General features: G+C 38.9%; 26 protein-coding genes. 24 read left to right on the top strand and 2 right to left on the bottom strand.

Annotation, left to right across the window (positions count from 1 at the left end):
- Positions 1–3 precede the first annotated feature (3 nt).
- The 13 genes from BDR01S_RS03365 to BDR01S_RS03305 all read left to right on the top strand — a co-directional run bounded on the left by BDR01S_RS03365 (position 4) and on the right by BDR01S_RS03305 (position 12,761).
- Positions 4–522: a hypothetical protein gene (locus tag BDR01S_RS03365; protein ID WP_066256966.1), complete on the top strand. Its 519-nt coding sequence runs from the start codon at positions 4–6 to the stop codon at positions 520–522.
- A 128-nt stretch (positions 523–650) separates the two neighbouring features.
- Positions 651–1,499 carry a DegV family protein gene (locus tag BDR01S_RS03360; protein WP_066256963.1) on the top strand — a complete coding sequence of 283 codons (849 nt, stop codon included), beginning with the start codon at positions 651–653 and terminating at the stop codon, positions 1,497–1,499.
- Between the two features lie 89 nt (positions 1,500–1,588).
- Complete coding sequence (locus BDR01S_RS03355) at positions 1,589–2,236, top strand: HD domain-containing protein (protein ID WP_066260224.1); 648 nt, start codon at positions 1,589–1,591, stop codon at positions 2,234–2,236.
- Positions 2,233–4,122, top strand: coding sequence for an ABC-F family ATP-binding cassette domain-containing protein (locus BDR01S_RS03350; protein WP_066256960.1), 1,890 nt, complete (start codon positions 2,233–2,235; stop codon positions 4,120–4,122). The genes BDR01S_RS03355 and BDR01S_RS03350 overlap by 4 nt, the downstream gene beginning before the upstream one ends.
- Positions 4,123–4,228: 106 nt before the next feature.
- Positions 4,229–5,362 carry a conserved virulence factor C family protein gene (locus BDR01S_RS03345; protein WP_066256954.1) on the top strand — a complete coding sequence of 378 codons (1,134 nt, stop codon included), beginning with the start codon at positions 4,229–4,231 and terminating at the stop codon, positions 5,360–5,362.
- A gap of 63 nt (positions 5,363–5,425) precedes the next feature.
- Positions 5,426–5,860: a BrxA/BrxB family bacilliredoxin gene (locus BDR01S_RS03340; protein WP_066256951.1), complete on the top strand. Its 435-nt coding sequence runs from the start codon at positions 5,426–5,428 to the stop codon at positions 5,858–5,860.
- 145 nt (positions 5,861–6,005) lie between these two features.
- Positions 6,006–6,599: a YpjP family protein gene (locus tag BDR01S_RS03335; protein ID WP_066256948.1), complete on the top strand. Its 594-nt coding sequence runs from the start codon at positions 6,006–6,008 to the stop codon at positions 6,597–6,599.
- A 103-nt stretch (positions 6,600–6,702) separates the two neighbouring features.
- A complete protein-coding gene (locus BDR01S_RS03330) occupies positions 6,703–7,284 on the top strand; it encodes a TerD family protein (RefSeq protein ID WP_066256945.1) in 582 nt (193 codons plus the stop codon).
- A gap of 207 nt (positions 7,285–7,491) precedes the next feature.
- Entirely contained in the window at positions 7,492–8,271 is a 780-nt protein-coding gene (locus tag BDR01S_RS03325) for a TerC family protein (protein WP_066256944.1), read from the top strand.
- A 76-nt stretch (positions 8,272–8,347) separates the two neighbouring features.
- Positions 8,348–9,535 (top strand): HpcH/HpaI aldolase/citrate lyase family protein, encoded by a 1,188-nt coding sequence (locus BDR01S_RS03320; protein WP_066256941.1) that lies wholly within the window; start codon positions 8,348–8,350, stop codon positions 9,533–9,535.
- A complete protein-coding gene (locus BDR01S_RS03315) occupies positions 9,486–10,862 on the top strand; it encodes a phosphoribosyltransferase family protein (RefSeq protein ID WP_174523424.1) in 1,377 nt (458 codons plus the stop codon). The genes BDR01S_RS03320 and BDR01S_RS03315 overlap by 50 nt, the downstream gene beginning before the upstream one ends.
- Positions 10,855–11,964, top strand: a complete 1,110-nt coding sequence (locus BDR01S_RS03310; RefSeq protein ID WP_066260219.1) for a cysteine protease StiP family protein — start codon at positions 10,855–10,857, stop codon at positions 11,962–11,964. The genes BDR01S_RS03315 and BDR01S_RS03310 overlap by 8 nt, the downstream gene beginning before the upstream one ends.
- On the top strand, positions 11,961–12,761 hold the full coding sequence (locus tag BDR01S_RS03305) for an HAD family hydrolase (RefSeq protein WP_066256938.1): 801 nt from the start codon (positions 11,961–11,963) through the stop codon (positions 12,759–12,761). The genes BDR01S_RS03310 and BDR01S_RS03305 overlap by 4 nt, the downstream gene beginning before the upstream one ends.
- Here BDR01S_RS03305 and BDR01S_RS03300 read toward each other — a convergent pair.
- Entirely contained in the window at positions 12,751–12,975 is a 225-nt protein-coding gene (locus tag BDR01S_RS03300) for a hypothetical protein (protein WP_157406100.1), read from the bottom strand. The genes BDR01S_RS03305 and BDR01S_RS03300 overlap by 11 nt on opposite strands.
- A 237-nt stretch (positions 12,976–13,212) precedes the next feature.
- Here BDR01S_RS03300 and BDR01S_RS03295 point away from each other — a divergent pair, with 237 nt between their 5' ends.
- From BDR01S_RS03295 to BDR01S_RS03265, 7 genes are all read left to right on the top strand, one after another.
- Positions 13,213–14,850 (top strand): YceG family protein, encoded by a 1,638-nt coding sequence (locus BDR01S_RS03295; protein WP_066256935.1) that lies wholly within the window; start codon positions 13,213–13,215, stop codon positions 14,848–14,850.
- Between the two features lie 3 nt (positions 14,851–14,853).
- Positions 14,854–15,957 carry a toxic anion resistance protein gene (locus BDR01S_RS03290; protein ID WP_066256929.1) on the top strand — a complete coding sequence of 368 codons (1,104 nt, stop codon included), beginning with the start codon at positions 14,854–14,856 and terminating at the stop codon, positions 15,955–15,957.
- A 40-nt stretch (positions 15,958–15,997) separates the two neighbouring features.
- A complete protein-coding gene (locus tag BDR01S_RS03285) occupies positions 15,998–16,609 on the top strand; it encodes a TerD family protein (RefSeq protein WP_066256924.1) in 612 nt (203 codons plus the stop codon).
- Between the two features lie 33 nt (positions 16,610–16,642).
- The gene (locus BDR01S_RS03280; protein WP_066256922.1) at positions 16,643–17,221 is read left to right on the top strand and encodes a TerD family protein; all 579 of its coding nucleotides are present in this window, start codon (positions 16,643–16,645) and stop codon (positions 17,219–17,221) included.
- Between the two features lie 139 nt (positions 17,222–17,360).
- Positions 17,361–18,062, top strand: coding sequence for an anthrax toxin lethal factor-related metalloendopeptidase (locus BDR01S_RS03275; RefSeq protein ID WP_066256919.1), 702 nt, complete (start codon positions 17,361–17,363; stop codon positions 18,060–18,062).
- A gap of 57 nt (positions 18,063–18,119) precedes the next feature.
- On the top strand, positions 18,120–18,914 hold the full coding sequence (locus BDR01S_RS03270; protein WP_066256917.1) for a thymidylate synthase: 795 nt from the start codon (positions 18,120–18,122) through the stop codon (positions 18,912–18,914).
- Positions 18,911–19,399, top strand: a complete 489-nt coding sequence (locus BDR01S_RS03265; protein ID WP_066256914.1) for a dihydrofolate reductase — start codon at positions 18,911–18,913, stop codon at positions 19,397–19,399. The genes BDR01S_RS03270 and BDR01S_RS03265 overlap by 4 nt, the downstream gene beginning before the upstream one ends.
- Positions 19,400–19,468: 69 nt before the next feature.
- On the opposite strand, the gene BDR01S_RS03260 is transcribed toward BDR01S_RS03265, so the two are convergent.
- On the bottom strand, positions 19,469–19,708 hold the full coding sequence (locus BDR01S_RS03260) for a hypothetical protein (protein ID WP_066256911.1): 240 nt from the start codon (positions 19,706–19,708) through the stop codon (positions 19,469–19,471).
- Positions 19,709–20,028: 320 nt separating this feature from the next.
- On the opposite strand from BDR01S_RS03260, the gene BDR01S_RS03255 reads away from it, so the two are divergent.
- The 4 genes from BDR01S_RS03255 to BDR01S_RS03240 all read left to right on the top strand — a co-directional run bounded on the left by BDR01S_RS03255 (position 20,029) and on the right by BDR01S_RS03240 (position 24,177).
- Positions 20,029–20,223 carry a twin-arginine translocase TatA/TatE family subunit gene (locus tag BDR01S_RS03255; RefSeq protein ID WP_066256906.1) on the top strand — a complete coding sequence of 65 codons (195 nt, stop codon included), beginning with the start codon at positions 20,029–20,031 and terminating at the stop codon, positions 20,221–20,223.
- 179 nt (positions 20,224–20,402) lie between these two features.
- Positions 20,403–21,146, top strand: coding sequence for a twin-arginine translocase subunit TatC (gene tatC / locus BDR01S_RS03250; protein WP_066256904.1), 744 nt, complete (start codon positions 20,403–20,405; stop codon positions 21,144–21,146).
- A 236-nt stretch (positions 21,147–21,382) separates the two neighbouring features.
- Complete coding sequence (locus tag BDR01S_RS03245; protein ID WP_066256901.1) at positions 21,383–22,459, top strand: hydrogenase small subunit; 1,077 nt, start codon at positions 21,383–21,385, stop codon at positions 22,457–22,459.
- Positions 22,456–24,177 carry a nickel-dependent hydrogenase large subunit gene (locus BDR01S_RS03240; protein ID WP_066256899.1) on the top strand — a complete coding sequence of 574 codons (1,722 nt, stop codon included), beginning with the start codon at positions 22,456–22,458 and terminating at the stop codon, positions 24,175–24,177. Before BDR01S_RS03245 ends, BDR01S_RS03240 begins: the two co-directional genes overlap by 4 nt.

Raw genomic sequence — 24,177 nt, 5'->3', positions numbered from 1 at the left:
TACATGTTTGATCCAACAGCCTTCGATAACATGAAAGTGGTGATTGAAGGGGCTCTTTACGATTTAGATATAATCGGGGAGATTATTATTACCGATCGAAACGATCTAATCAACATAGCGAAGATGTCTCGAAGTTTTGATGTGTCGTTTCAATTACCTAATCATAATATTTCAGCTAAAATTGAAATGAAAGCAAATCTAGTTAATCTAGCTGCCGAGCTTTTACCGCCACTACTTTTAGAGCAGAAGGCAGGATGTCAACTGAGACTCCAATTTTTATCTGAACCAAAGGTTCAAGAGATTGATTTTCAAAAAATTGAAACCATTCTCCTTGGTGTTTGGGGTTCGACTAGAAAGATTACTCAAACTGTTCAATATCAACCGCTTGAAATCGAAAGTAGATTTAATCATCAAATTAAGATTGAATTTGACCGATTGATTCGCGAAGACCAAATGGATGATTTGATTGAAATGACTGAATTTATCATGATTACACTAAAAAAACTTAGCCACGAATATTAGGGTCAAAAGCGAAACCAGCTTTTTTAGTAAGAGCTGGTTTTGCTTACGCCTTTTAAATATTTACAATATTCAAACTTTTAGGTACGATTGATTTATATGTTTAATTTTAATAAAAAGGGGAGATGACTTTGGTCAAAATAGCTTGGGTCACGGATAGTACCGCCTATTTAGACGAAGAACTAAAAAATCATCCGGATTTATATACCATACCACTAACCATATTACTTGATGGTGAGGAATTTTCAGATGGGATCGACTTAACCTCTGCCCAATTATTCGAGCGATTAAAGCAGCTTAAAAATCCCCCCAAGACATCACAACCTTCGATTGGAGCTTTTCAGATCTTATACGAACAACTGTCTAAGAAGTACGACCAAGTGGTTGCCGTGCTTTTATCAGGAAAATTAAGCGGGACGGTTTCCTCGAGTGAACAAGCAGCGAAGCTGGTGGAGATTCCAGTTACCACCTTTGATTCGAATATCTTAACTTATCCGATGACGGCTTTACTAAAAGAAGGGATTAGGCTGGTTGAAGAAGGAGCTGGTATTGAATCGGTAATTCATCAGCTTGAAACGATTAAGAAAACGAATGAGACTTATGTTCTTGTCGGCAGTTTAGAACAGCTCCACCGCAGTGGCCGTATGTCAGGTCTAAAATTCTTTCTCGGCAGTATGCTGAACGTAAAACCAATTATTTCGATTGTTGATGGTGCGTTAAGTGTAAAGGAAAAAGCCCGAAGTGAGAAAAAGGCAAAGGAAAAAATATTGGATTACTTACGATCCTCCTACGAGCAATACCATTTTAAAGAAGTATATTTATTATATGGGTTGCACGAGGAACATGCAGCGAATTGGAAAGACGAATTAAGAAAGGAATTTCCTCGGCTTCAGATTATTTGTTGTCCTTTAGGGGCGGTCATTGGTGTACATGCCGGTGAAAATACACTGGGCATCAGCTGGCATAACGAGTTGAAATAATAACAAAAAATAATCCCGAATATTGCGGGGTTATTTTTTGTTGCTTTTTCATGTTAAAATAGCATGGATGAAGGTAGGTGCCGCAAGAAATGAAGAAACAGATCATTGAACAAACAGAACGTTTTGTCCGGAACGAATTAGGGGAGGATGCGACAGGCCATGATTGGTTCCATGTCGACCGCGTCCGAAGGAATGCCTTACATATTTGCAAGGAAGAAAAGGCAGGAGAGGCGTTCATTATTGAAATGGCTGCATTACTCCATGACATACCTGATGAAAAGTTGAATGAAAGTATCGAAAAAGGTGAAGAAAAACTTGAGAACTATTTACAAACTATTCCGCTAACAGATCATGATAAAAAACATATAAAACAAATTATCGCAACGATTTCCTTTAAAGGTGGTCAAAAAACAGAACTCGCAACGATAGAAGCTAAAATTGTCCAGGATGCAGACCGTTTAGATGCGATTGGAGCCATCGGAATTGCGCGTGCCTTTGCCTATGGCGGCAAAAAAGGCCAACCCATTTATGACCCCGGCATTCAGGTGCGAGGTGAAATGAGCTTAGAGGAGTATCGAAAAGGTAAATCCACAAGCATTCACCATTTTTATGAAAAGCTGCTTAAATTACAAGATTTACTAAATACAAAATCTGCCCGAGTAATGGCAGAAAGCCGACAACAAATGATGGAAACTTTTTTAGAACAATTTTACCAAGAATGGGATGGACAAGAATGAAAATGCTCACAGTAGAAAATGTTTCAAAAACGTATGGGGAGAAACAGCTTTTTAACAATATCTCCTTTACGATTAAAGAAAAAGAACGTGTGGGATTAATCGGGATAAATGGGACTGGAAAATCATCCTTATTAAAAATTATTGCAGGTCTTGATACACCTGATGATGGGAAAATCATCACGAGCAAGGACTATTCAATCACATTCTTAGATCAGCAGCCGGAATTAGACGCGGAGAAAACAGTGCTTGAACAAGTCTTCCATGGGGATGCTCCAATCTTAAAGCTCATGCGTGCTTATGAAAAAACGTTATTAGAGTTGAATCTTTCTCCTAATGACACAATGGTTCAAGAAGCTCTTTTTCAATTGCAAAAGCAAATGGATGCATTAAATGCTTGGGATGCCAGCACAAATGCAAAGTCAATATTAATGAAATTAGGGATTGAGGATTTTTCAAAGAAAATCGGCGAATTATCCGGCGGGCAGAAAAAGCGTGTCGCCTTAGCACAAGTTTTAATCGCCGAACCGGATTTACTTATTTTAGACGAACCCACGAACCATCTCGATTTCGATTCAGTTAAATGGTTGGAAGAGTACCTAAGCAGATATAGTGGCTCTATTTTGTTAGTCACACATGACCGCTATTTTCTTGATCGAGTTGCCAATCGAATGTTTGAACTTGATGGTGGGCAGCTATACAGTTATAAAGGCAATTATGCGGCCTTTTTAGAAGCAAAAGCTATTCGTGAAGAGAATGAAGCAGCGACCTTTGAAAAAAGAAAAAATCTTTTCCGTAGAGAGCTCGAGTGGATTAGACGTGGTGCAAAAGCTAGGTCAACCAAACAAAAGGCCAGGATTCAGCGATTTGATGAATTGGATGAAAAGGTTACAAATGGGAAGTTGTCTTCTGAAAAGCTGGATATTTCGTTAAATGGCAGCCGGCTTGGAAAGCAAGTGTTTGAGTTAAAGGATGCTTCTAAGCGTTACGGGGCAAAAATGATCTTAAATCATTTTGATTTGCTAGTGAAGCCGGGAGACCGGATAGGCATTATCGGAAAAAATGGAACAGGGAAATCCACCTTGTTAAATATCCTCGCAAAACAAATTCCCCTTGATGAAGGTGAGTTTATCATGGGGCAAACAGTGAAAATTGCTTATTATACACAGGAAAGCGAAGATATGGATGAAAGTAAGCGGATGATTGAATACATTAAAGAGACGGCCGAGATTGTCGAAACTTCAGATGGGAAGACAATCTCGGCGGCACAAATGCTTGAACGGTTTCTATTTCCTCCATTTTCACACGGTACACCGATTCGGAAGCTATCAGGCGGAGAAAAACGACGTTTATATTTGTTGAAAATATTGATGACTGCTCCAAATGTGTTATTACTGGATGAGCCAACCAATGATCTCGATACCCAGACACTAACGGTTCTGGAAGATTATTTAGAAGATTTTCCGGGTGTGGTCATTACTGTTTCCCATGACCGCTATTTCTTAGATAAGGTGGCAGAGCAGCTTCTCGTTCTTCAAGGAGAAGGTTCCATAGATTCGTTCTTTGGGAATTACACTGAGTTTCTTGAAAAGGAATCAATCCTTGAAGCACAAAAAACAGCCACGGTTTCGGTCAAGTCAACGAAAGCCATTGAGAAAGAAAAAAAGAAAAAGATGACCTATCAAGAGAAAAAAGATTGGGAATCAATCGATGAAGACATTGCGAAAACGGAGACCCGTCTTGAAGAAATAGGTGTCGAAATGGCGAAAACAGGCAGTGATTTTACAAAGGCCCAGGAATTAATGAAGCAGGAAACAGAATTAAACGAAAAGCTGGAGTACTTAATCGAGCGCTGGTCCTATCTTGCCGAGCTGGCTGAAAAGGAATAAGAGTGCGTCCTTGGACGTACTCTATTTTTCTTAGAGCATATCCAGTGATTGAAACTTATCCAATATGATAAACTGATTAAGAAATCATAAGAATTAGGTGATCTTGTTGAAAATTAAGGCAATTGAACCAACACCAAGTCCAAATACCATGAAAATTAATTTAGATGAAGAACTTCCGATGGGGAAAAGCCATAATTATAAAAAAGAAACAGCTGCTGATGCACCTGCTGTTATTCAATCCATCCTTCAAATTGAAGGAATCAAAGGCGTGTACCATGTTGCAGATTTTCTTGCTGTTGAGCGGAATGCAAAATATGATTGGAAGGAATTATTACCTCAAGTTCGTGTGGCCTTTGGAGAAAAAGCGAATGAAGCTGCGAACATAGCAAAAGCGGATGAACATTTTGGGGAAATTAAAGTTGAAATCCAAATGTTTAAGGATATACCCCTTCAAGTAAAGCTTACCGATGGCACAAGCGAAAGACGATTTGGAATGCCGGAATACTTTTTAACGGCAAGAGAAAAGGCTCAGCTTCCGGAAGATAACTATATCTTATTGCGAAAATGGCAAAATCAAGGCGTCCGCTATGGTGACTTTGATCAAATTGGCCAAGAGGTGGTCGATGAACTCATTGCTGCGTATTCACCGGAACGCTTAGAAGACTTAGTTTCAATCGCTCAATCCAGGGAGACTAATCAAGAACTAAAACCACTTCGTCCCCGGAAAAGGGTAACATTAGATGCTTTTCAGAATCCTGATTGGCAGGTTCGCTATCAACTCCTCGAGCAAATGGATGATCCGGATCTAGACGATTTACCACTCCTTGAAAAAGCATTATCAGATGAAAAGTCCTCGATTAGAAGACTTGCCACCGTATACCTCGGCATGATCAAAGAGAAAGAGGTATTACCGCTTCTTTATAAGGCACTGAACGATAAAACGGTTACCGTTCGAAGAACTGCAGGAGATTGTTTATCTGATTTAGGATTTCCGGAAGCAGAAAATGAAATGATGAAAGCATTGCAGGATAAAAGCAAGCTTGTTCGTTGGCGGGCAGCAATGTTTTTATATGAAGCAGGAGATAAAAAAGCACTTCCTGCGTTAAAGGCTGCTGAAAATGATCCGGAATTTGAAGTTAGTTTGCAAATTAAAATGGCGATTGAAAGAATTGAAGGCGGCGAAGAAGCTAAAGGATCTGTCTGGAAGCAGATGACTGAAGCAAGAAAAGCAGGCGAATAAAATTGCAAAAAGCAAATAGATTAGTTATTCTAAAATGGATGAACCGAAACGGAGTGATTTAGATTGTCAAATGCATATGATGAATATATGAAAAAAATGGTTTTACCGATGCGAGAAGAATTAGCAAGGGCTGGCTTCGAAGAGCTCTCGAATGCACAAGAGGTTGAACAATTTATTGAAAATGTGAGCGGAACAACACTGGTTGTCGTAAATTCCGTTTGCGGATGTGCTGCTGGTCTGGCTCGTCCTGCGGCAACGCAAGCTGTGCTAAATGGCGAGAAAAAGCCTAACCACCTCGTAACAGTTTTTGCGGGACAGGATAAAGAAGCCACAGCGAAAATGCGCGAATATTTTGAGGGAATTGAACCATCATCACCATCAATGGCCTTATTAAAGGATAAAAAAGTCGTTCATTTCATTCCGAGACATGATATTGAAGGTATGCCAATGGAAGCGGTTATGCAAAATTTACTAGAGGCATTTGAAGCCCATTGCTAATTAGGATGTCAACCGACATCCTTTTTTTTTATTTGATAGGAGTATAGAAAATTTTCCATTTATACAAAAAAGAAGTATAATATTTTTTATAATACCTATTTTTTGAACATAAGAGAATAAAGAAAAGAATAAGGTGATCTAAAAAATGAACAATTGGCTTCGAAAAACACTATTTGTACTAGTATCTGTTTTAACCTTTGGTCTCGTAACGCCTACACAATTAATTAACACAGTAAACGCTGAGAATCTCGCTGATCGAGATGCCTTCGAAGCGCCTTCAACTGAAAGTACTTTCGGACAAACCAATACGTTTATTGAAGATTCGAATTTTGATAAAGAAAAATTTATTGGAGAACTAATAAAGCAAGCTGAATTGCAATCCTATCAGAAATTTGGTACAAGGATTAAACCTGTCATCGAAAATGAATTCAGAGAGATTATTTTACCAAATATTGAAAAGGCACTGGAGGAAGTGGCTGTCCAATTTCCTGAAGAAGATTTGAAAAACCTCACCATTTCAGAACAGCCTGGTGCGGGGCTTTCTGAAAAAATCTTTAATGTTAACAATCGCCTTCTCGGAAAGGATATCCTTCGTTTTCATGTTAGACGAGATAATCCACCGCAGGCAGGATATTGGTTTAATTTTCATTACCATACCTACCATGACCAATTCCAGAGCCATCATGAGTTAGGTTCGATTTATTGGGCAAAAAATACACCACCCAAGTGGATGAGTTAATGTTGATTTGCTTATAGGTAGGAAAAAAATTTATTATAATAAATGAAACCTTTTTATCACAAACTCGTAAATAGACTATCACCTAAATTGGAGGAATGAAAAAATGGCAGTAAGTTTATCAAAAGGACAAAAAGTTGATTTGACAAAAACAAATCCTGGTTTGACAAATGTTGTGGTTGGACTTGGATGGGATACAAACAAATATGATGGTGGGAATGACTTTGATTTAGATTCTTCTGTATTCCTACTGGGAGAGAATGGAAAAGTTACAAATGAAAGTGACTTTATTTTCTATAATAATCCACAAGGAGCAAATGGAGCCGTGGTACATACTGGAGACAATCGCACTGGTGCTGGTGATGGTGATGATGAAGGTGTAAAAGTAAGTCTTAATACTATACCTGCTAATATTCAGCGGATTGCGTTTACTATTACGATTCATGATGCTGACAGCAGAAGTCAAAACTTTGGTCAAGTTTCCAATGCCTATGCGCGAATTTACAATGAGGCGAATGGTGAGGAACTGATTCGCTATGATTTAGGGGAGGACTTCTCAATTGAAACGGCAATCGTTGTCGGTGAATTGTATCGTCACAATGGTGAATGGAAATTTAGTGCCATCGGCAGCGGTTATCAAGGCGGATTAGCTGCACTTGCAACTGACTTTGGACTATCTGTAGGTTAATATTTAAGAAGTAAGAGACCCAATCCATAATGGGTCTTTTTCCAAAATTTTGTTTAGCCAATCTGTCTAGCTGCAGCGCCTAGGGGCTCGAGGTCATAAGCCAATCCGTCATGAAGGTTAAAGAGCAACCTTCATTACGGCTCGTCTTATGCTTGTCACCCCTGAACAAGGCGCTTCCGCTTTTATATTCTAGGAGGAATTTTTTTAATGTCAGTTTTGAATCATATCTTGGACACATATGCACAATTTTTTGATTTGAATATGTGGGGTAAGATATTAACCGACCCAGTCAGCTGGGGACTTATTGGGACACTTATTATTTTGGAAGGATTACTATCTGCGGATAATGCGCTTGTTTTAGCCGTTATGGTTAAACATTTGGAACCTAAAAAGCGTAAGAAAGCCTTATTCTATGGTCTATTAGGAGCATATATATTCCGATTTATTGCGATTGGAATCGGTGTATACTTAATCAAGTTTTGGGCCATTAAAGCACTTGGGGCCGCGTATCTTGCCTGGTTAGCGATAAAGTATTTCATCGATAAGCGTAAAGGGGATACTGGTCACGATGAGGAGGAAACAGAAGGAATTAACCAAGGCGGTTTGCTTATTCGTTTATTCGGTACCTTCTGGGGAACAGTAGCTGCTGTTGAATTAATGGATATTGCTTTCTCGGTTGACAGCGTTCTTGCAGCATTTGGTGTCAGCAATCAGGTATGGATATTATTTGTAGGCGGGATTCTTGGGGTATTAATGATGCGTGGTGTTGCCGGAGTATTTCTAACACTCATTGATAGGATTCCTGAGCTTGAAACCACTGCTTATATCTTAATTCTGATTATTGCTATTAAGATGGCACTTACGTTACCGTTAATCAACATTCATATTGAATCCTTACATTTCTTTATTATTCTAGCCGTAACATTTGCAGCTACCTTTATTGTTCACTTCATGAATAAGAAAAAGGAAACCAGCAAACAAAACTAAAAACTTTTGACGAAAATGGGGAGCTGACGAGAGTCCGTCTCCCCTATTTTTTACCCTTTAAGAGGAGAAATTGGTTATGGAATTTTTTACATACTTTTACGAAGATGATATTAAACGTTTCTTCTTTCAAAAACCGCAGGCGTTTACTAAATATTCCAAGCGTGAGCTTCTTTCTTATGGTTTAGGAGCCACACTTTATATGCCTGCTACACGCCCAAATATCCATCAAGAGATTCTCTCCAAGAAACATGAAGGATTAACCTCTCTCGTCATCGACTTAGAAGATGCCGTAGGTGATAACGAGGTAACAGGTGCGGAGGCATTGCTTATCAATGAATTATTAAAATTGTATAGTGAATTAAGTAGGGGCTTTTTAAGCTTTACGGATCTGCCGCTCATGTTTATTAGAATCCGGAACCTCGAGCAGTTTAAACGGGTAAGCGAACAATTAGGGGATGCTATTAGCCTGCTTACAGGGGTCGTACTTCCCAAATTCAACGTTAAAAATGGGGAAGAACTGTTAGTTGAAGTTCTCCGATTTCATAGGGTTGAACGTCCTTTTTATGCGATGCCGATTCTGGAGACAGCGGAGGTCATTCAGAAAGAAACCAGAATGGAAGAATTAATAGGTATAAAGAATCTTCTCGATCGCTATAAGGACATTATTTTAAATGTTCGAATAGGGGCCACTGATTTTTGTGGATTGTATGGAATTCGCCGAAGTGCAGATACAACCGTTTATGATATCGCTGTCTTAAGAGATTGTATTTCTGATATTATCAATGTCTTTCAACGATTTGAAAGTGCCTACGTTGTCTCCGGTCCTGTTTGGGAGTATTTTTCAGCGAAAAAGAGAATGTTAAAGCCGCAGCTTAGGCAAACACCGTTCCGTGAACGGTATGGGGATGAAGGGTTGAAATGGAGAGCAAAATTAATTGATGAACATATGGATGGGTTAATTCAAGAAATCCTTATGGATATCGCAAACGGTATAACAGGAAAAACGATTATTCACCCATCTCACATCAAAGTAGTTCAAGCTCTTAATGTTGTATCCTACGAGGAATTCATCGATGCTAGCAATATCATAAAAGCTTCAACCGGGGAAATTGGTGTTATGAAAAGTAATTTTGCTAATAAAATGAACGAAATAAAACCTCACTTTTATTGGGCAAAGAAGACTGTCTTAAAATCACAGCTGTACGGGGTGTTACATGAAGAATTTACAAATATTGACCTTATCAAAAAAGAAGTATACGTATAATATCCTAGACTCGATTGAAACTGAGATTGAAGTGTCTGAAAATCCGTATGATTTGCCGCTGGAAGATTTTTTTACAATGGCGGCAAGGATTAATAAGAAACGCTCGTTCCTATTCGTAAGTAAGGTACTGGGTAAACACCTGCCAATTAATCCTAATAAAGGGCTGCTGACTGGTGCCCTGCTTGGTGCGAGATATTTAGAAACAGTTAAGGGGACTGAATGTTTAGAAACTGAGAAACTATTAGACTCGTTTAGAAGAGGCGAATCATACCGGTGTATGGCCTTTATCCCGGAAAATATTCGACCTGTCGTGATAGGATTTGCTGAAACAGCGACTGCCCTTGGGCATGCTTTCTTTAACTGTTTTCAATCTGCAGAATACTTTCATACTACCAGGGAAGAGCTCAAACAGGGAAAACCCGAGATTACTTTTGAAGAGGAGCATTCTCATGCGACATCCCATCGCTGCTATATTCCATTAGAAATGATCCAAAATGAACGAGATATTATTCTCGTTGACGATGAAATGACAACGGGTAAAACTGCTTTAAATATTATCGAATCGATTCATGCTAAATTCCCGAGAGGTGTTTATACCGTTATTTCCATTCTGGATTGGCGTTCAGAAGAAAATCTTAATCGTTTTAACTGTCTTGAACAGAAACTTGGGATTAAAATCAATGTGGTCAGTCTATTGGCAGGTACAGTACAGGTGAAGCAGCATGGTGAAATTGTTAATCGGCCAACAAATGTTGTATACAACAAAAGAGTTGAGGCAGCTGTTGAACAAATCGATCTATCTTCTATTTTCACGACTACTTCCTATTCAGTAAATAACCAGTTGAATAGCCATGCATTTATTAAAGAGACTGGTCGATTTGGGCTAACTAGTTCAGAAAATATTAGTCTTCACCAGAAGGTCCGGGCAGCTGCGAATGTTTTGAACCAAAAAAGGAACGGAAAAAGGACTCTTTGCCTAGGCACGGGTGAGTTTATGTATCTTCCTATGAGACTCACTGCCGAAATGGGTAGAGATGTTTTTTATCAATCAACTACTCGAAGTCCCATCTTTATCGAAGACGAAGTTGGTTACGGTGCAAGATATGGTGCATCTTTCCCAAATCCAGAAGACCAAGATATAACACACTATTTTTATAATATCCCGCTCGGATACTACGATGAAATATTTATTTTCTTTGAGAGAAAAGTAATGTTAGAGAATCTGCAGCCATTACTGAAAGAACTGGAAAAATTACAAATTAAGATGATTAGGCTCGTCTTTTTTTCTGAATACCGAGGTGATCAAATTGAAAACCACAATGAATAAGCCAGCAAATATCGGAAGCTATAAAGCGGAGGATGTTGAATTTCTTTTAAAGGATTTAAGCGCTATTAAGCTAGAGGATTCCACAGAAAATCGGGAGTTAATGGTTCAATCAGGGGTTCATTATAGCGAATCTCTTCCCATAGAGTATCAGCCTCCAAAGGCATATGTGGATTTATTTTGGGAAACTTTACAGGAATACAAACAAAAAGTAGCTTTATGTATTGGCATTGTCGCAGAACAAATCTATCAATTGAAGGGTGATAAGACCGTATTGGTCTCCCTCGCACGTGCTGGTACACCTGTGGGTATATTAATCAAAAGATATATCCACATGCACTACCATGTTTATTTGCCGCATTACAGTGTTTCAATCATCCGCGACAGAGGGATTGACGAAAATGCACTTCAATATATATTGAACCAGTATCCAGAGGCGGATATTCAATTTGTGGATGGTTGGACTGGAAAAGGGGCAATTTCACTTGAATTGACAAAAGCCTGCGATGATTATCACAAAAAATATGGGATTAAGCTTGATGACACATTAGCAGTCATCGCCGATCCGGGATATTGTACCACTCTGTTTGGGACCCGTGAGGATTTCTTAATCCCTAGTGCATGTCTAAATTCAACCGTTTCAGGTCTGGTGAGCAGGACGGTTTTAAATCAACAATATATCGGAAAAGATGATTTCCATGGAGCAAAGTATTACCATGATTTAATCCCGGTTGATGTTTCCAATGAATATATTAATTTGATTAGTAAGGAATTTGTACACATAGCCGGGGAATCAGCGAAGCTTGCGACAAAAAGGAACAACGAAAAAATAGAAACCGGATTCTTAGGGATGGAGGATGTCAAGCGTATTCAAGCTGAATTTGCAATTGAAAGCACCCATTATATTAAACCGGGTGTCGGAGAAACAACAAGAGTTCTCCTTCGCAGGGTTCCGTGGAAGATTCTGATGCGCGACCCAGCAAGTCCTTTTGTCAAACATATTCTTATGCTTGCAGAAGAAAAGGGAGTAGAGATTGTACCCTATCCAAATTTAAAGTATTTATGCTGCGGCTTAATCAAGTCGGTAAAGGGGATTAACCAATGATTTTTGCATCCGACCTTGACCGTACCTTGGTTTATTCGAAACGGGCCATCGAAGAACTGGGGGAATTTGATAAAACAGCCCTTAGACCTGTAGAGAAAAAAGATAATGACTGGGTTGCTTTTATGACAGATCGATCTTTTTTTGCTTTAAAAGAGCTGTCTCAAGCAAGTCTATTTGTGCCGGTTACTACGAGGACAACAGAGCAATTTAACCGTTTCTTCATCTTTAAGAAAGACATTCCGCTAAAATATGCGATTACTTCAAATGGGGCAAATATTATTTATAAAGGTGAAATGATGGAAGAGTGGTCATCACATATTTTTAATCAGATGAACGCGGAATCAGCTCCCCAAACAGAGCTGCTTGCTAATCTAAAAAGAGAAGGCTTTCAATTTGACGGGCAAATAAAGCAGGCAGAGAACTTATTTTTCTATTATATATTAAACAGTCTCCCACCTGCTCTGGACCGAAAAGCAATTAATGATGTGGCTGTTTCTTTTGGATGGAGAATCTCTTTGCAAGGAAGGAAGCTATACTTTATCCCACGGGCAATTAGCAAAGGGGATGCACTTGAATTTATCTCTAAGCGAGAAGGAATCGAAGTCATTGCGGGTGCGGGGGACTCCGTTCTAGATTGGGACTTTCTAAAAAACTGTCAAAATCGATTTGTCCCGGCACATGGTGAGCTCGCTAGGGTGTCAGGCACCAGTAATTATACTCTTACAAATAATTATGGTGTGGGTGCAGGAGAAGAGATTATCCAACAGTTTTTACAGCTAATGCAGCTTAGAGTTTAATCTTCTTTTCTTTTCGGTTAAATACATAAAAATATACACAAGCAAATAAACTATAGCAGCCAAAAAAGAATAGAATTGAAAGGGCTAGTGAATGCAATGCCGAAGAAAGCAGCATGGTAAAGATGAAACTGAACACAAATAAGTCCAGATAAATAAATACATCGGAAACCATTACTTCCATCACCGTATTTAATTCATCCTGTATGTGTTCCATCCTTGGCCGCTTATATAAAAACCTCATTCGAGTCACCTACTTTAGTGTCAGTACTCAAATAGTATGTAAGGACAAGGGAAAAGGTGAAAAATGAGGAAATAGTGAAAATGGCGAAACATTTTTTAATGACATTCGTATAAACAAATGAACCAATTAATTAACTGTGATATGATGATATGGAAACCTTACATAATTTGCTAAAGAATTAAGCTTTCTTTTTTAAGGAAGGGATTATGAATGCATCTACCATTAAATCAGTTAATCGCCCATCCTGTATCCCTTACGTATGAAACCTGGTCCACGTTGCTGAAAAAAACGCTGCCAGAACGGCCCAATTACTCATTAGAAAATGGAGCAATCCATATTGGGCAAGTACTTGGGAAGTTCCTAGGGATACCAATCGATACGGATAACTATTATAACCAGCTGTTTGATTATGTTAATAACCCTGAATGGAACCTTCAGTTGTTAAGTGAGGAATCACTTGATAAAACCATTAATAACACTCACTTTCAATCCATTCAAAAAGTCATCAATATTAATCGGGAACAAAAGCTGTCCATCAACCGCTTTACAGCTTTTCTGGATGGGGAACAGCTTTTGTTGAAATCAAAGGTGCCAGTTGTCCATCGAAAGCTAAGAGAGGCGATGATCGCAACACTAGAGTTGTACGCAAAACTTGAAAAAGACGGGCTAAAGAACCATGAACTACGTAGGGTTCTTGTTGACATTGTTAAATGGTCAATCAATCATTTACAACCCGTTTTGGAAAAGGCTGATCCACAAAAGGAAATGCCTAAATTTTTGTGGTACGGCGACTTTAAGAAAAGTCACCAATATTTCTTATATTATTTAAGCAAGCTCGCCTGTGATATTGTTATTTTCCATCCAGAAGGTAAGGATATTTTAGAGGGTATGATTCATGAGCCAATCTTCTCTCATCATTTTCAAAATAGGCTGCCTGCAGAACTCTTTCCAAAAGAAAAGCGCAGTCGAAAGGCTACCGTTGCCTATCGGGCATCAAAGGAAATTGAAACGATTTTAAACCAAGAAGGTTCAGGTCTTTACAAGCCTTGGCAATTAAGGGATTATACGCCTTCCTCCATTACATTAAAAACAACCTATGATGAACTATTTATTCTTGGGAAAGAAATAGCCATGGTCAGGCCTGATTTTGAAGTAGGGAACGGAGGAGTCAAAATTCCATCGATTTTTGCGAAGGTACAGGGTGTTAGTAAAAATCGAAAAGAGTACTGGGACCGCTTGCAATCACTCAGTGAATTAGAAAACAGTCTATTGATTCGCCGTTTGCCAATTACAATGACAAGCACAAGTGATTTTCGCTTTCATTATCGAAATGCTCTGGGGAAGGATGGCTTAATTAATCCAGCGATTATGATGCAAGCACATTACTGGCCCTATTCCTTTTTATCTTCAGGCTTACAAAAGGGAATCGCAAATGCAATTAGGAGAATGTGCGAAAAACCAGGTTTAAAGCTCCAACCGAGGGAAAGTATAGAAGATGTTAAAATGTATTTATTTACACAGGGATTATTTATGCCAAAGCCCATCATTCAATTGCTAGAGCGATTTGACTACTCGCAACATGTACCGAAGTTAATCATTTATAATAATGAATTAACCGGAATACTGTCACGGTCGGATGCAGCGTTAATCCTTCTATTAAATCAATTTGGTATAGATATCATCTTGTATAATCCTCCAGGCCATAATGATATTGAAAGTTACTTAGACGAACGCTTATTTGATACACATTGGCTTGAAGACGTTGTTTTTAATTTAGAATTTAAAGAGCCGTCTATTTTTAAAAAAGGGCTTTTTCAAGGAATCTTAAAAAATTTAAGGGGAGATTAACTAGTGAACCTTACGCCAAGTTCATCAAGCGGCTTAACGCCAGCAGGTGCGGATGACATCCTGACAGAAACAAAAGTCTCTGATATTAAACTTGCACTTCGCAAAGAACCAGAAATTCAGAATTTGGCACGAACCATTGATGAACGTGATCAAATTCAAGTTTTAGAGTTTGGAAAGGAACCAGCCGTTCAAATTTCTCGTTTTTCTGACCAAATATTAAATAATATGCGGACAACAAAAGTTGAGGATTCAGGTGAACTTCTAAAACAATTAGGTCGCATCATGGATAAATTTGATGCCAAGGACTTCCAAAAGACCTCAGGTGGATTTTTTGGAAAGCTTTTTAAAAAGGGTGAAAAGGTAGTCGAAAAGCTGTTTGGCAAATACCAAACCATGGGCTCCGAAATTGATAAAGTGTACATAGAAATATCGAAATATCAGCATGAAATGGTTGATTCAACAAATATGCTCGAGCAAATGTATGAGCAAAACTACCAATACTATTTAACGCTTGAAAAATATATTGTTGCCGGTGAAATAAAAGTGGAGGAACTAAAAAACAGTCAACTTCCACAGCTTGAAGCCCGTTCTGCATCTGGTGACCAACTTGCCTCAATGCAATTAGATTCTCTGAAAAATGTCATTGAGTTATTGGAACAGCGTATTTATGATCTAGAAATGGCCAAAATGGTCTCACTGCAAACAGCGCCTCAAATTCGGCTATTGCAAAGAGGAAATACAAAACTGATAGGAAAAATCAATTCAGCATTTGTGACTACCATCCCGATTTTTAAAAATGGTTTGATCCAAGCGATGGCGGCGAAAAGACAAAAGCTGGTTGCTGATTCAATGAGTGAGCTTGACCGCAGGACCAATGAAATGCTTCTTAAAAATGCACAAAATATTTCGCAGCAAAGCACAGACATTGCTAGGCTCGCGGGTGGTCCAAGTATTAAAGTCGAGACCATTGAAGAATCTTGGAACATTATTATCAAGGGCATGCAGGAAACAAGGGCTATTGAAGAAGAAAATAAACGAATGCGGATTGAAGGAACCAAACGTTTAGAGCAACTACAGGATAACTTTAAAAAGTTGAAACAATCTTAATTATATTTTGATTTACTAAATTCTTATAGGGGTGATTGAATTGGCTATTAATTTACAAAAAGGTCAACGTGTTGATTTAACAAAGAGTAATCCGGGATTATCTAAAATCTTGGTAGGTTTAGGCTGGGATCCAGTACAAAGCGGAGGTGGCGGCGGTTTATTTGGTGGTTTATTCGGCGGCGGCGGTGCTGCTAATATTGACTGTGATGCATCTGTTATCATGCTTGGTGCAAATGATAAGCTTCAAAACAATAAGGACGTCGTTTACTTTGGAAACTTAAAAAGCATGGATGGCAGTGTTCAACACTCAGGCGATAATTTAACAGGCGATGGAGATGGCGACGACGAGCAAGTAATCATCGATTTAAGCAGAGTGCCTTCCCATATTCATAAACTTGTTTTCGTGGTTAATATCTATGACTGCGTGAAGAGAAAGCAGCACTTTGGCATGATCAAGAATGCCTTTATCAGAGTCGTGAATCCAGGAAACAATCAAGAGCTGCTTCACTACAATTTAACGGACAATTACAGCGGGTTAACCTGTCTTGTGACAGGAGAAATTTATCGCCATGGTAATGAATGGAAGTTTGCAGCGATTGGCAGCGCTACAAATGCAGCCAGTTTAAGTGAAGTTGTTCGGAGCTTTAGTTAAGTAAGAAATAAAGTTTAGATAGAGGTGATACGTTTGGGTATTAACTTAGCAAAGGGACAAAGAATCGATTTAACAAAAACGAACCCTGGGTTAACCAAGGCTATAATTGGCCTCGGCTGGGATACAAATCGTTATAATGGAGGAAATGACTTTGACCTAGATGCATCAGCGTTTTTAGCAGATGCAAATGGCAGAGTTACACAGGATTCTGACTTTATTTTTTATAATAATTTGGTTCACCCTTCAGGCTGCGTCGAACATACAGGCGATAACCGTACCGGCGAAGGTGACGGCGACGACGAGCAAATCAAGATTGACTTTAGTAAAGTGCCTTCTCACGTGCATCGGATTGCGATAACTGTGACCATTCATGATGCGGAAGCAAGATTCCAGAATTTTGGTCAGGTTTCTAATGCCTTTGTTCGTTTAGTTGACGAAGACACGAATAATGAGGTTTTACGATTTGATCTAGGTGAAGATTTTTCTGTCGAGACTGCCGTGGTTATTTGTGAACTATACCGCCATAACGGTGAATGGAAATTCAACGCGATTGGCAGTGGGTTTGCTGGTGGATTAGCCGCGCTTTGCCGAAACTATGGTTTAGAAGTTTAAATAATTTAAATTGTGAAGCTGCCATATTTGGCGGCTTTTTTTCCTTTATCCCCCACTTTTGGCTTAGGAATTCAAATTAAGCTGCCGAATTCCTATGCTATAATTCAATTAAAATATTGAATGAATAGGGGATGATGTGATGCGAAAATCGTTTATTGCGATAATATTCGCTGGTTTATTTCTATCATCCATAACGACCTCACAAGCTTCCAATGATGAAATTTTGCTTGGAGATTATTCTAAAAACTCAATACTCTATCAATCTCTTAAAGTTGAGCACTCGTTCCCACTTTTAGAGCAAATTATTGTCTTGCCAAATCATCCTTTTGATGAGCAAGAAACCGCCAACATTATTTCAAGAATTAATTCCTTACCCTATTCCCTTTTAGAAAAAATAAACAATCAAGGAATAAATCTGAAACTATTTACAGGAAAACTCACTGATAATCCCACAGCTCGGCAATATGCAGGGCAGGTCCCAAGGGGGTATAACTCTCATGTAACATGGGATGATATTCCAGGGATGGGAGGGTCGAAGGTCGTCCTTGTAAAGATTGGGGCCAGTGAAAAAGGGGAAGGGCATGGTTCCGTCAATTTAGAATTGCATGAATTGGCGCATTCGATTGACCGCTATGTGTATGACGAAATCAGTGGTTCAAAGGATTTTTTACGTGTGTGGGAAAAGGAACATGAACAATTGTTTCCGGGAAACAGTTATTTCTTATACCCGGAAGAATATTTTGCAGAGAGTTTCGCTATGTATTATTTGAATAATGATACAAAAGAATTATTACGTAAGAAAGCTCCGGAGACATTCGATTTGATTAAACAGCTTCACTAATTCGTCCTTGATTGTTAAAATAGAGAAATATGTAATGCAGTTAGGAGAGTGGCCAAGTTGAAGCAATATCTGGAGCTATGTAAGCATGTGCTGGAAAATGGAACTGTGAAGGGTGACAGAACGGGGACTGGAACAATCAGCACCTTCGGTTATCAAATGAGATTTGATTTGGCGGAAGGATTTCCGCTGATAACAACCAAAAAGTTGCACTTAAAATCAATTATTTATGAATTGCTCTGGTTTTTAAATGGAGATACGAATGTTCGGTATTTACAGGAGAATGGAGTCCGTATTTGGAATGAATGGGCAGATGAAAATGGGGAATTAGGACCTGTTTATGGTCATCAATGGCGCTCCTGGACAGGTGTTGACGGTAAAACCGTTGACCAAATCACGGAGTTAATTGGCCAGATAAAAACGAATCCAAACTCAAGAAGATTGCTTGTTAATGCTTGGAATGTCGCAGAGATTGATCAAATGGCGTTGCCGCCCTGTCACTGTATGTTCCAATTTAATGTGGCAGACGGAAAGCTATCCTGCCAGCTTTACCAACGTTCAGCGGATGTGTTTCTTGGCGTCCCGTTTAACATCGCTTCATATGCGCTTCTAACCATGATGATTGCTCAGGTATGCGACCTTAAGCCAGGTGATTTTATCCACACTTTTGGTGATGTTCATATTTATCAGAACCATCTCGAACAAGTGAAATTGCAAATGAGTCGAGAAATACGGTCTTTACCGATCGTAAAAATTAACCCGCTTGTCAAGGATATCTACTCTTTTGAATATGAAGACTTTGCGCTCGAAGGGTATGACCCTCATCCGCATATTAAAGGAGTGGTCAGTGTATGATCTCCTTTATTGTCGCGATGGACGAAAATCGGGTCATCGGGAAAGATAATCAATTGCCATGGCGATTGCCAGAAGATTTAAAGTTTTTTAAACGGGTCACCATTGGTCACCCTATCGCGATGGGAAGAAAAACGCATGAATCGATTGGGCGTGTCCTTCCCGGTAGAGAAAATATTGTCATCACGCGGCAAAAAGAATACCGGAGTGAGGATTGTACGGTAATCTACTCCGTTGAGGATTTTGTTCAGTACAGCAAGAAGCAAAGCGATGAAATCTTTATTATTGGCGGAGCGGAAATATTTAATGAGACATTTGATTATGCGGACCGACTTTACATCACGCTTATTCATGAGGAATTTACAGGTGATACGTATTTCCCTAAATTTGATGTCAGCAAATGGAAATTGGTGTCCTGTGAAAAGGGATTAAAGGATGATAAGAATCCGTACGATTATGAATTCAGAATATATAATCGAAGATTGTAATACGGATTGTTGTGGGTTTACCCATAAAAATAAGCATCAGCGTATCGCTGATGCTTCTTCTGCTAATGATTAAAAATAAGATCCATTTAATTCGTATTCTGCTAATTTTTCTAGCATACCCCTAAATTCATGTGGATGGCAAAATTCTCTTTCGTTAAAATGCGTTTTAACCCAGTTTATTAATTCCAGAGGGCTATTAAAATATTCTCCGCTGCGATCGCTTTTGCGAATGGTGTATCTCCCGTTATCATCATCAAGTGTTACTTCGACAGGAAGAGCTCCATCATAACTGCAAAGTGAAAATTCCATCCACATCACATCCATTCCATATGGTTTATCATTTTCACAAATATATGATTATATTGTTCCAAGTATATCCAAAAAAAGCATATTATCAAAATATTTTAAAAATTATTTAAACGAAATAATCATTGACTTCATTAGTGGTAATTGATAAATTGTCATTAGTAATGGTTAATGTGATAAGAAAATGCTAAATATCACTTTTAGGGTACTTTTAATAGATATTGTGAATTTACTATGAATTATTGCATATAACTAACTCAAAATGAAATATCGGTACTATAATCATAGTAGAAACATACAACAATTGAAGGGGATGTAAATCCATGTTTTCTAATATCGGTGTACCCGGTTTAATTTTAATCTTAACATTAGCTTTGATTATCTTTGGACCTAAGAAACTTCCGGAAATTGGTCGTGCTTTCGGACAAACATTAAAGGAATTTAAAAAATCTACACGTGAACTCACTGATGATGTTATGAAGGATATTGACGAAGAAAAGAAAAACTTGACTAAATAAGGTTGTGAGATTTTTTGTCTTACACCTTTTTCTTCTCTAATTTAACCTATAATAACATGTAAAAACATGTTCATATTAACAACATGGCGCAATTAATTTAGAGTTAAAAAAGAATTTTACCTCTGAAAGCTATATACACGTGCATATCTTTAACCTTTTGAAATTGGCAGGGGAAGTACATGAATGATAAAGAATTAAATTTAGTTGATCATTTAGAGGAATTACGAAAACGAATTATTGTTTCTGCACTTGCCTTTGTAGTTTTTTTTATCGTAGGCTTTATTTATGTTGATGATATCTATAAATGGTTTGTTGGAAATACAAAACTATTGGTGCTTGGCCCTAGTGATATTATGTGGATTTATTTCATGCTGGCAACTGTTGTTGCCGTCGCAGGAACGATACCTGTTCTCGCATTACAAATTTGGCTGTTTGTCAGACCGGCATTAAGACCAATTGAAAGAAAAATAACCATTTCATACGTTCCGGCATTATTTTTCTTATTTATCATTGGTTTAGCCTTTGGTTACTTTATTATTTTCCCAATGGTACTAGACTTCTTAGTAAATATGGGTAGGGATATGTTTGTCACAAACTTCACAGCCGAGAGATATTTTAGCTTTATCATGAATATGACCTTGCCATTTGGTGTATTATTTGAACTTCCAGTTGTCGTTATGTTTTTAACTTCACTTGGAATCATCAATCCGTTTGTCCTTTCAAAAATTCGTAAATATGCATACTTCGTTTTGATAATTATCGCGGTCGTTATTACACCACCGGACTTTATGTCTGATTTTGTCGTAACCGTACCACTCTTGCTCCTTTATGAGATTAGTATTAATTTATCAAAGTTTGTCTACCGCAAGCGCTTGAAAAAGCAGCAAGAAGATGAATTGGATGAGGAAGTAGCAGAGGCTTAATTAATCATGCATGCATAGACCCTAAGGGATTAAATTCTCTTCGGGTCTTTTTTTATGCTGTTTTTACGGACATATACAACATAATCACTGAAAATATTGTATTAATACAGTTAAGGATAGTTTGTGTATTTTCTTGAATATTCATGACTAAAGACCTGCCAATATAATACAATTTTCTTGTAATTAAATTTATTTATTTATTTATTTATTTTCATGATAGGTGGAGGGGTTAGCGGATGAAGAAAAAGAAAACAGTATATGAAGCCGCAATCGATCACGGATTTAACCGGCGTGACTTCCTGAAAATGTGTACAGCATTAGCTGCGACATTAGGGCTAGAGTTTACCCAATCAGATCAAGTTGTTAAAGCCATGGAGACAAAAATGAGAGTTCCTGTTGTCTGGCTGCAATTTCAAGATTGCACGGGCTGCTCAGAATCGTTTATTCGTTCATCACAACCAAAAACTGAAAGCGTTTTACTAGAAATGATTTCTCTTGAATATTCAGAAGTATTATCTGCTGCTTCCGGTCACCAGGTAGAAGCTTCCATGAAACAAGTATTAAAGGATTATAAAGGGGAATATGTTCTAGCAGTGGAAGGCAGCATACCAGAGGATGATTCCTTCCTAACCGTTGCTGGTCAATCGGCAAAAGAAACATTCCTAGAAATGGCTGCAGGCGCAAAAGCAATTATTGCATATGGTTCATGCTCGTCCTGGGGAGGAATTGCCGCAGCACATCCTAACCCGACGGGAGCGAAGCCGGTAACTAGCTTTGTTAAAGATACTCCAACCATCCTTGTGCCGGGCTGTCCGCCAATTTCTGAAGTAATGACAGGGGTGATAGCTCATATTATTACCTTTGGCAAATTACCGGAACTTGATCAATTTGGACGTCCGAAAGCTTTTTACCGTCATCGTATTCATGACAAATGTAATCGACGTGCTTATTTTGATGCCGGCCTGTTCGTAGAATCTTTTGATGATGAAGGAGCCAAACAAGGCTACTGCTTATATAAAGTCGGCTGCAAAGGTCCGACGACTTACAACTCGTGTGCAGAAATGCGATGGAATGGCGGGGTTAGCTACCCGATACAATCTGGTAATCCATGTATCGGCTGTTCCGAAAAGGACTTCTGGGATAATGGTCCGTTCTACACGAGAAGAGCCAAAATTCCTGGAACGCAAACGACCATTAATCCAGACGCTGTGGGCTTAGCAGCTATTGGCTTGACTACTGCAGGTATTGCCGTCCATGCAGCAGGGACGGTAATTAAGAGAAAGAGAGACGACAAACGGGGTGAAGAGGAATGAGTGAACGCATAGTTGTAGATCCAATAACGAGAATCGAAGGTCACCTTCGGGTAGAAGTAGATGTGGATGAAAAAGGCGTTATTAATGACGCATTTAGCTCAGGTACCTCAGTCCGTGGACTAGAGCTAATTGTAAAAGGCCGGGATCCGCGGGATGTGTGGGCATATGTGCAAAGGATTTGCGGAGTTTGTACGACAGTCCATGCGCTAGCATCGATTCGTTCGGTTGAAGATGCATTAAAAATAAAAATACCTAGAAATGCCCATTTAATTCGTGACATCATGAACGAAGCTCAGTTTGTTCACGACCATGTGGTCCACTTTTACCACCTGCACGCGTTAGATTGGGTTGATGTGGTTAGTGCGATTAGTGCCAATCCTGCAGAAACCTCAAGAATTGCACAGTCCATTTCAAGCTGGCCAAAATCATCACCAGGCTACTTCACTGATGTGCAAAACAAAGTGAAGAAATTAGTTCAGAGTGGGCAGCTTGGAATTTTTGCAAATGGATATTGGGGACATAAAGCTTATAAACTCCCTCCTGAAGTCAACTTGCTAGCCGTAGCCCATTATCTAGAAGCGTTGGATTGGCAAAAGGAAATAGTTAAAATCCAAACCATTTTTGGCGGCAAAAATCCGCATCCGCATTATGTTGTCGGTGGGATGGCAACACCATTAGATATCGACAGCGATAACGGAGTACATGCTGAAAGGTTAATGCATGTTTCACAACTAATTGACCAAGCAAAGGAATTTGTTAATCAAGTCTATATCCCAGATTTACTCGCAATTGGTTCGTTCTATAAAGACTGGACTTATGGCGGCGGCTTAAATAATTACCTCTGCTATGGTGATTTCTCAACAGGGGATATCTATGATACGAAACTTTACAGGATGCCAAGAGGAATTATCTTAAACGGGAACCTGAAAGAAGTTTTAGACGTTGACCTTAAAGACCCTGAGCATGTTCAGGAGTTTATCGATCATTCTTGGTACACCTATGATGGCGATTCAGGAGGCAAAGGAAAACACCCATTTGATGGTGAAACCACCTTAAACTACACTGGCCCGAAAGCACCATTTAAACAATTGGATACCGATAAGGAATATAGCTGGCTCAAAGCACCACGTTGGAAAGAGCATCCGATGGAAACAGGACCACTCGCACGGATGATTGTCGGTTATGCAGCTGGAAAAGAAGAAATTGTAAATATCGTTGATGAAACGTTGAAAAAGCTTAATTTACCAATTACTGCCTTACAATCTGCCTTGGGTCGAACCGTTGCTCGTGGACTTGAAACAGTATTGATTTCCGGATGGTTACGCAATGACATGGATGAATTATTAAAAAATGTGAAGAACGGCGACCAAACCACCTTTGATCGTTCAAAATGGGAGCCAAATACATGGCCGGAACGTGCCAAAGGTGTTGGCTGGATGGAAGCACCGCGCGGAGCACTCGGACATTGGATTGATATTAAAGATGGAAAAACAAATAATTATCAAGCTGTGGTTCCATCCACTTGGAATGCCTCACCACGGGATCACAAAAATAATATCGGTGCCTATGAGGCAGCGCTTAAAGGGACTCCAATGTTAAATAAAGAGCAGCCGCTAGAAATCATGCGGATAATCCACTCGTTTGACCCATGTCTAGCTTGTGCCGTACACTTAACAGATTTGGAAACGAATACGACGACTGAAATTCGTTTAGGTTAG

The sequence above is a fragment of the Neobacillus drentensis NBRC 102427 genome, from assembly GCF_001591445.1.
Taxonomy (GTDB): domain Bacteria; phylum Bacillota; class Bacilli; order Bacillales; family Cytobacillaceae; genus Neobacillus; species Neobacillus drentensis.
The sequence above is the reverse complement of the archived record's forward strand: the minus strand, read 5'-3'. Positions and strand labels throughout refer to the sequence as shown.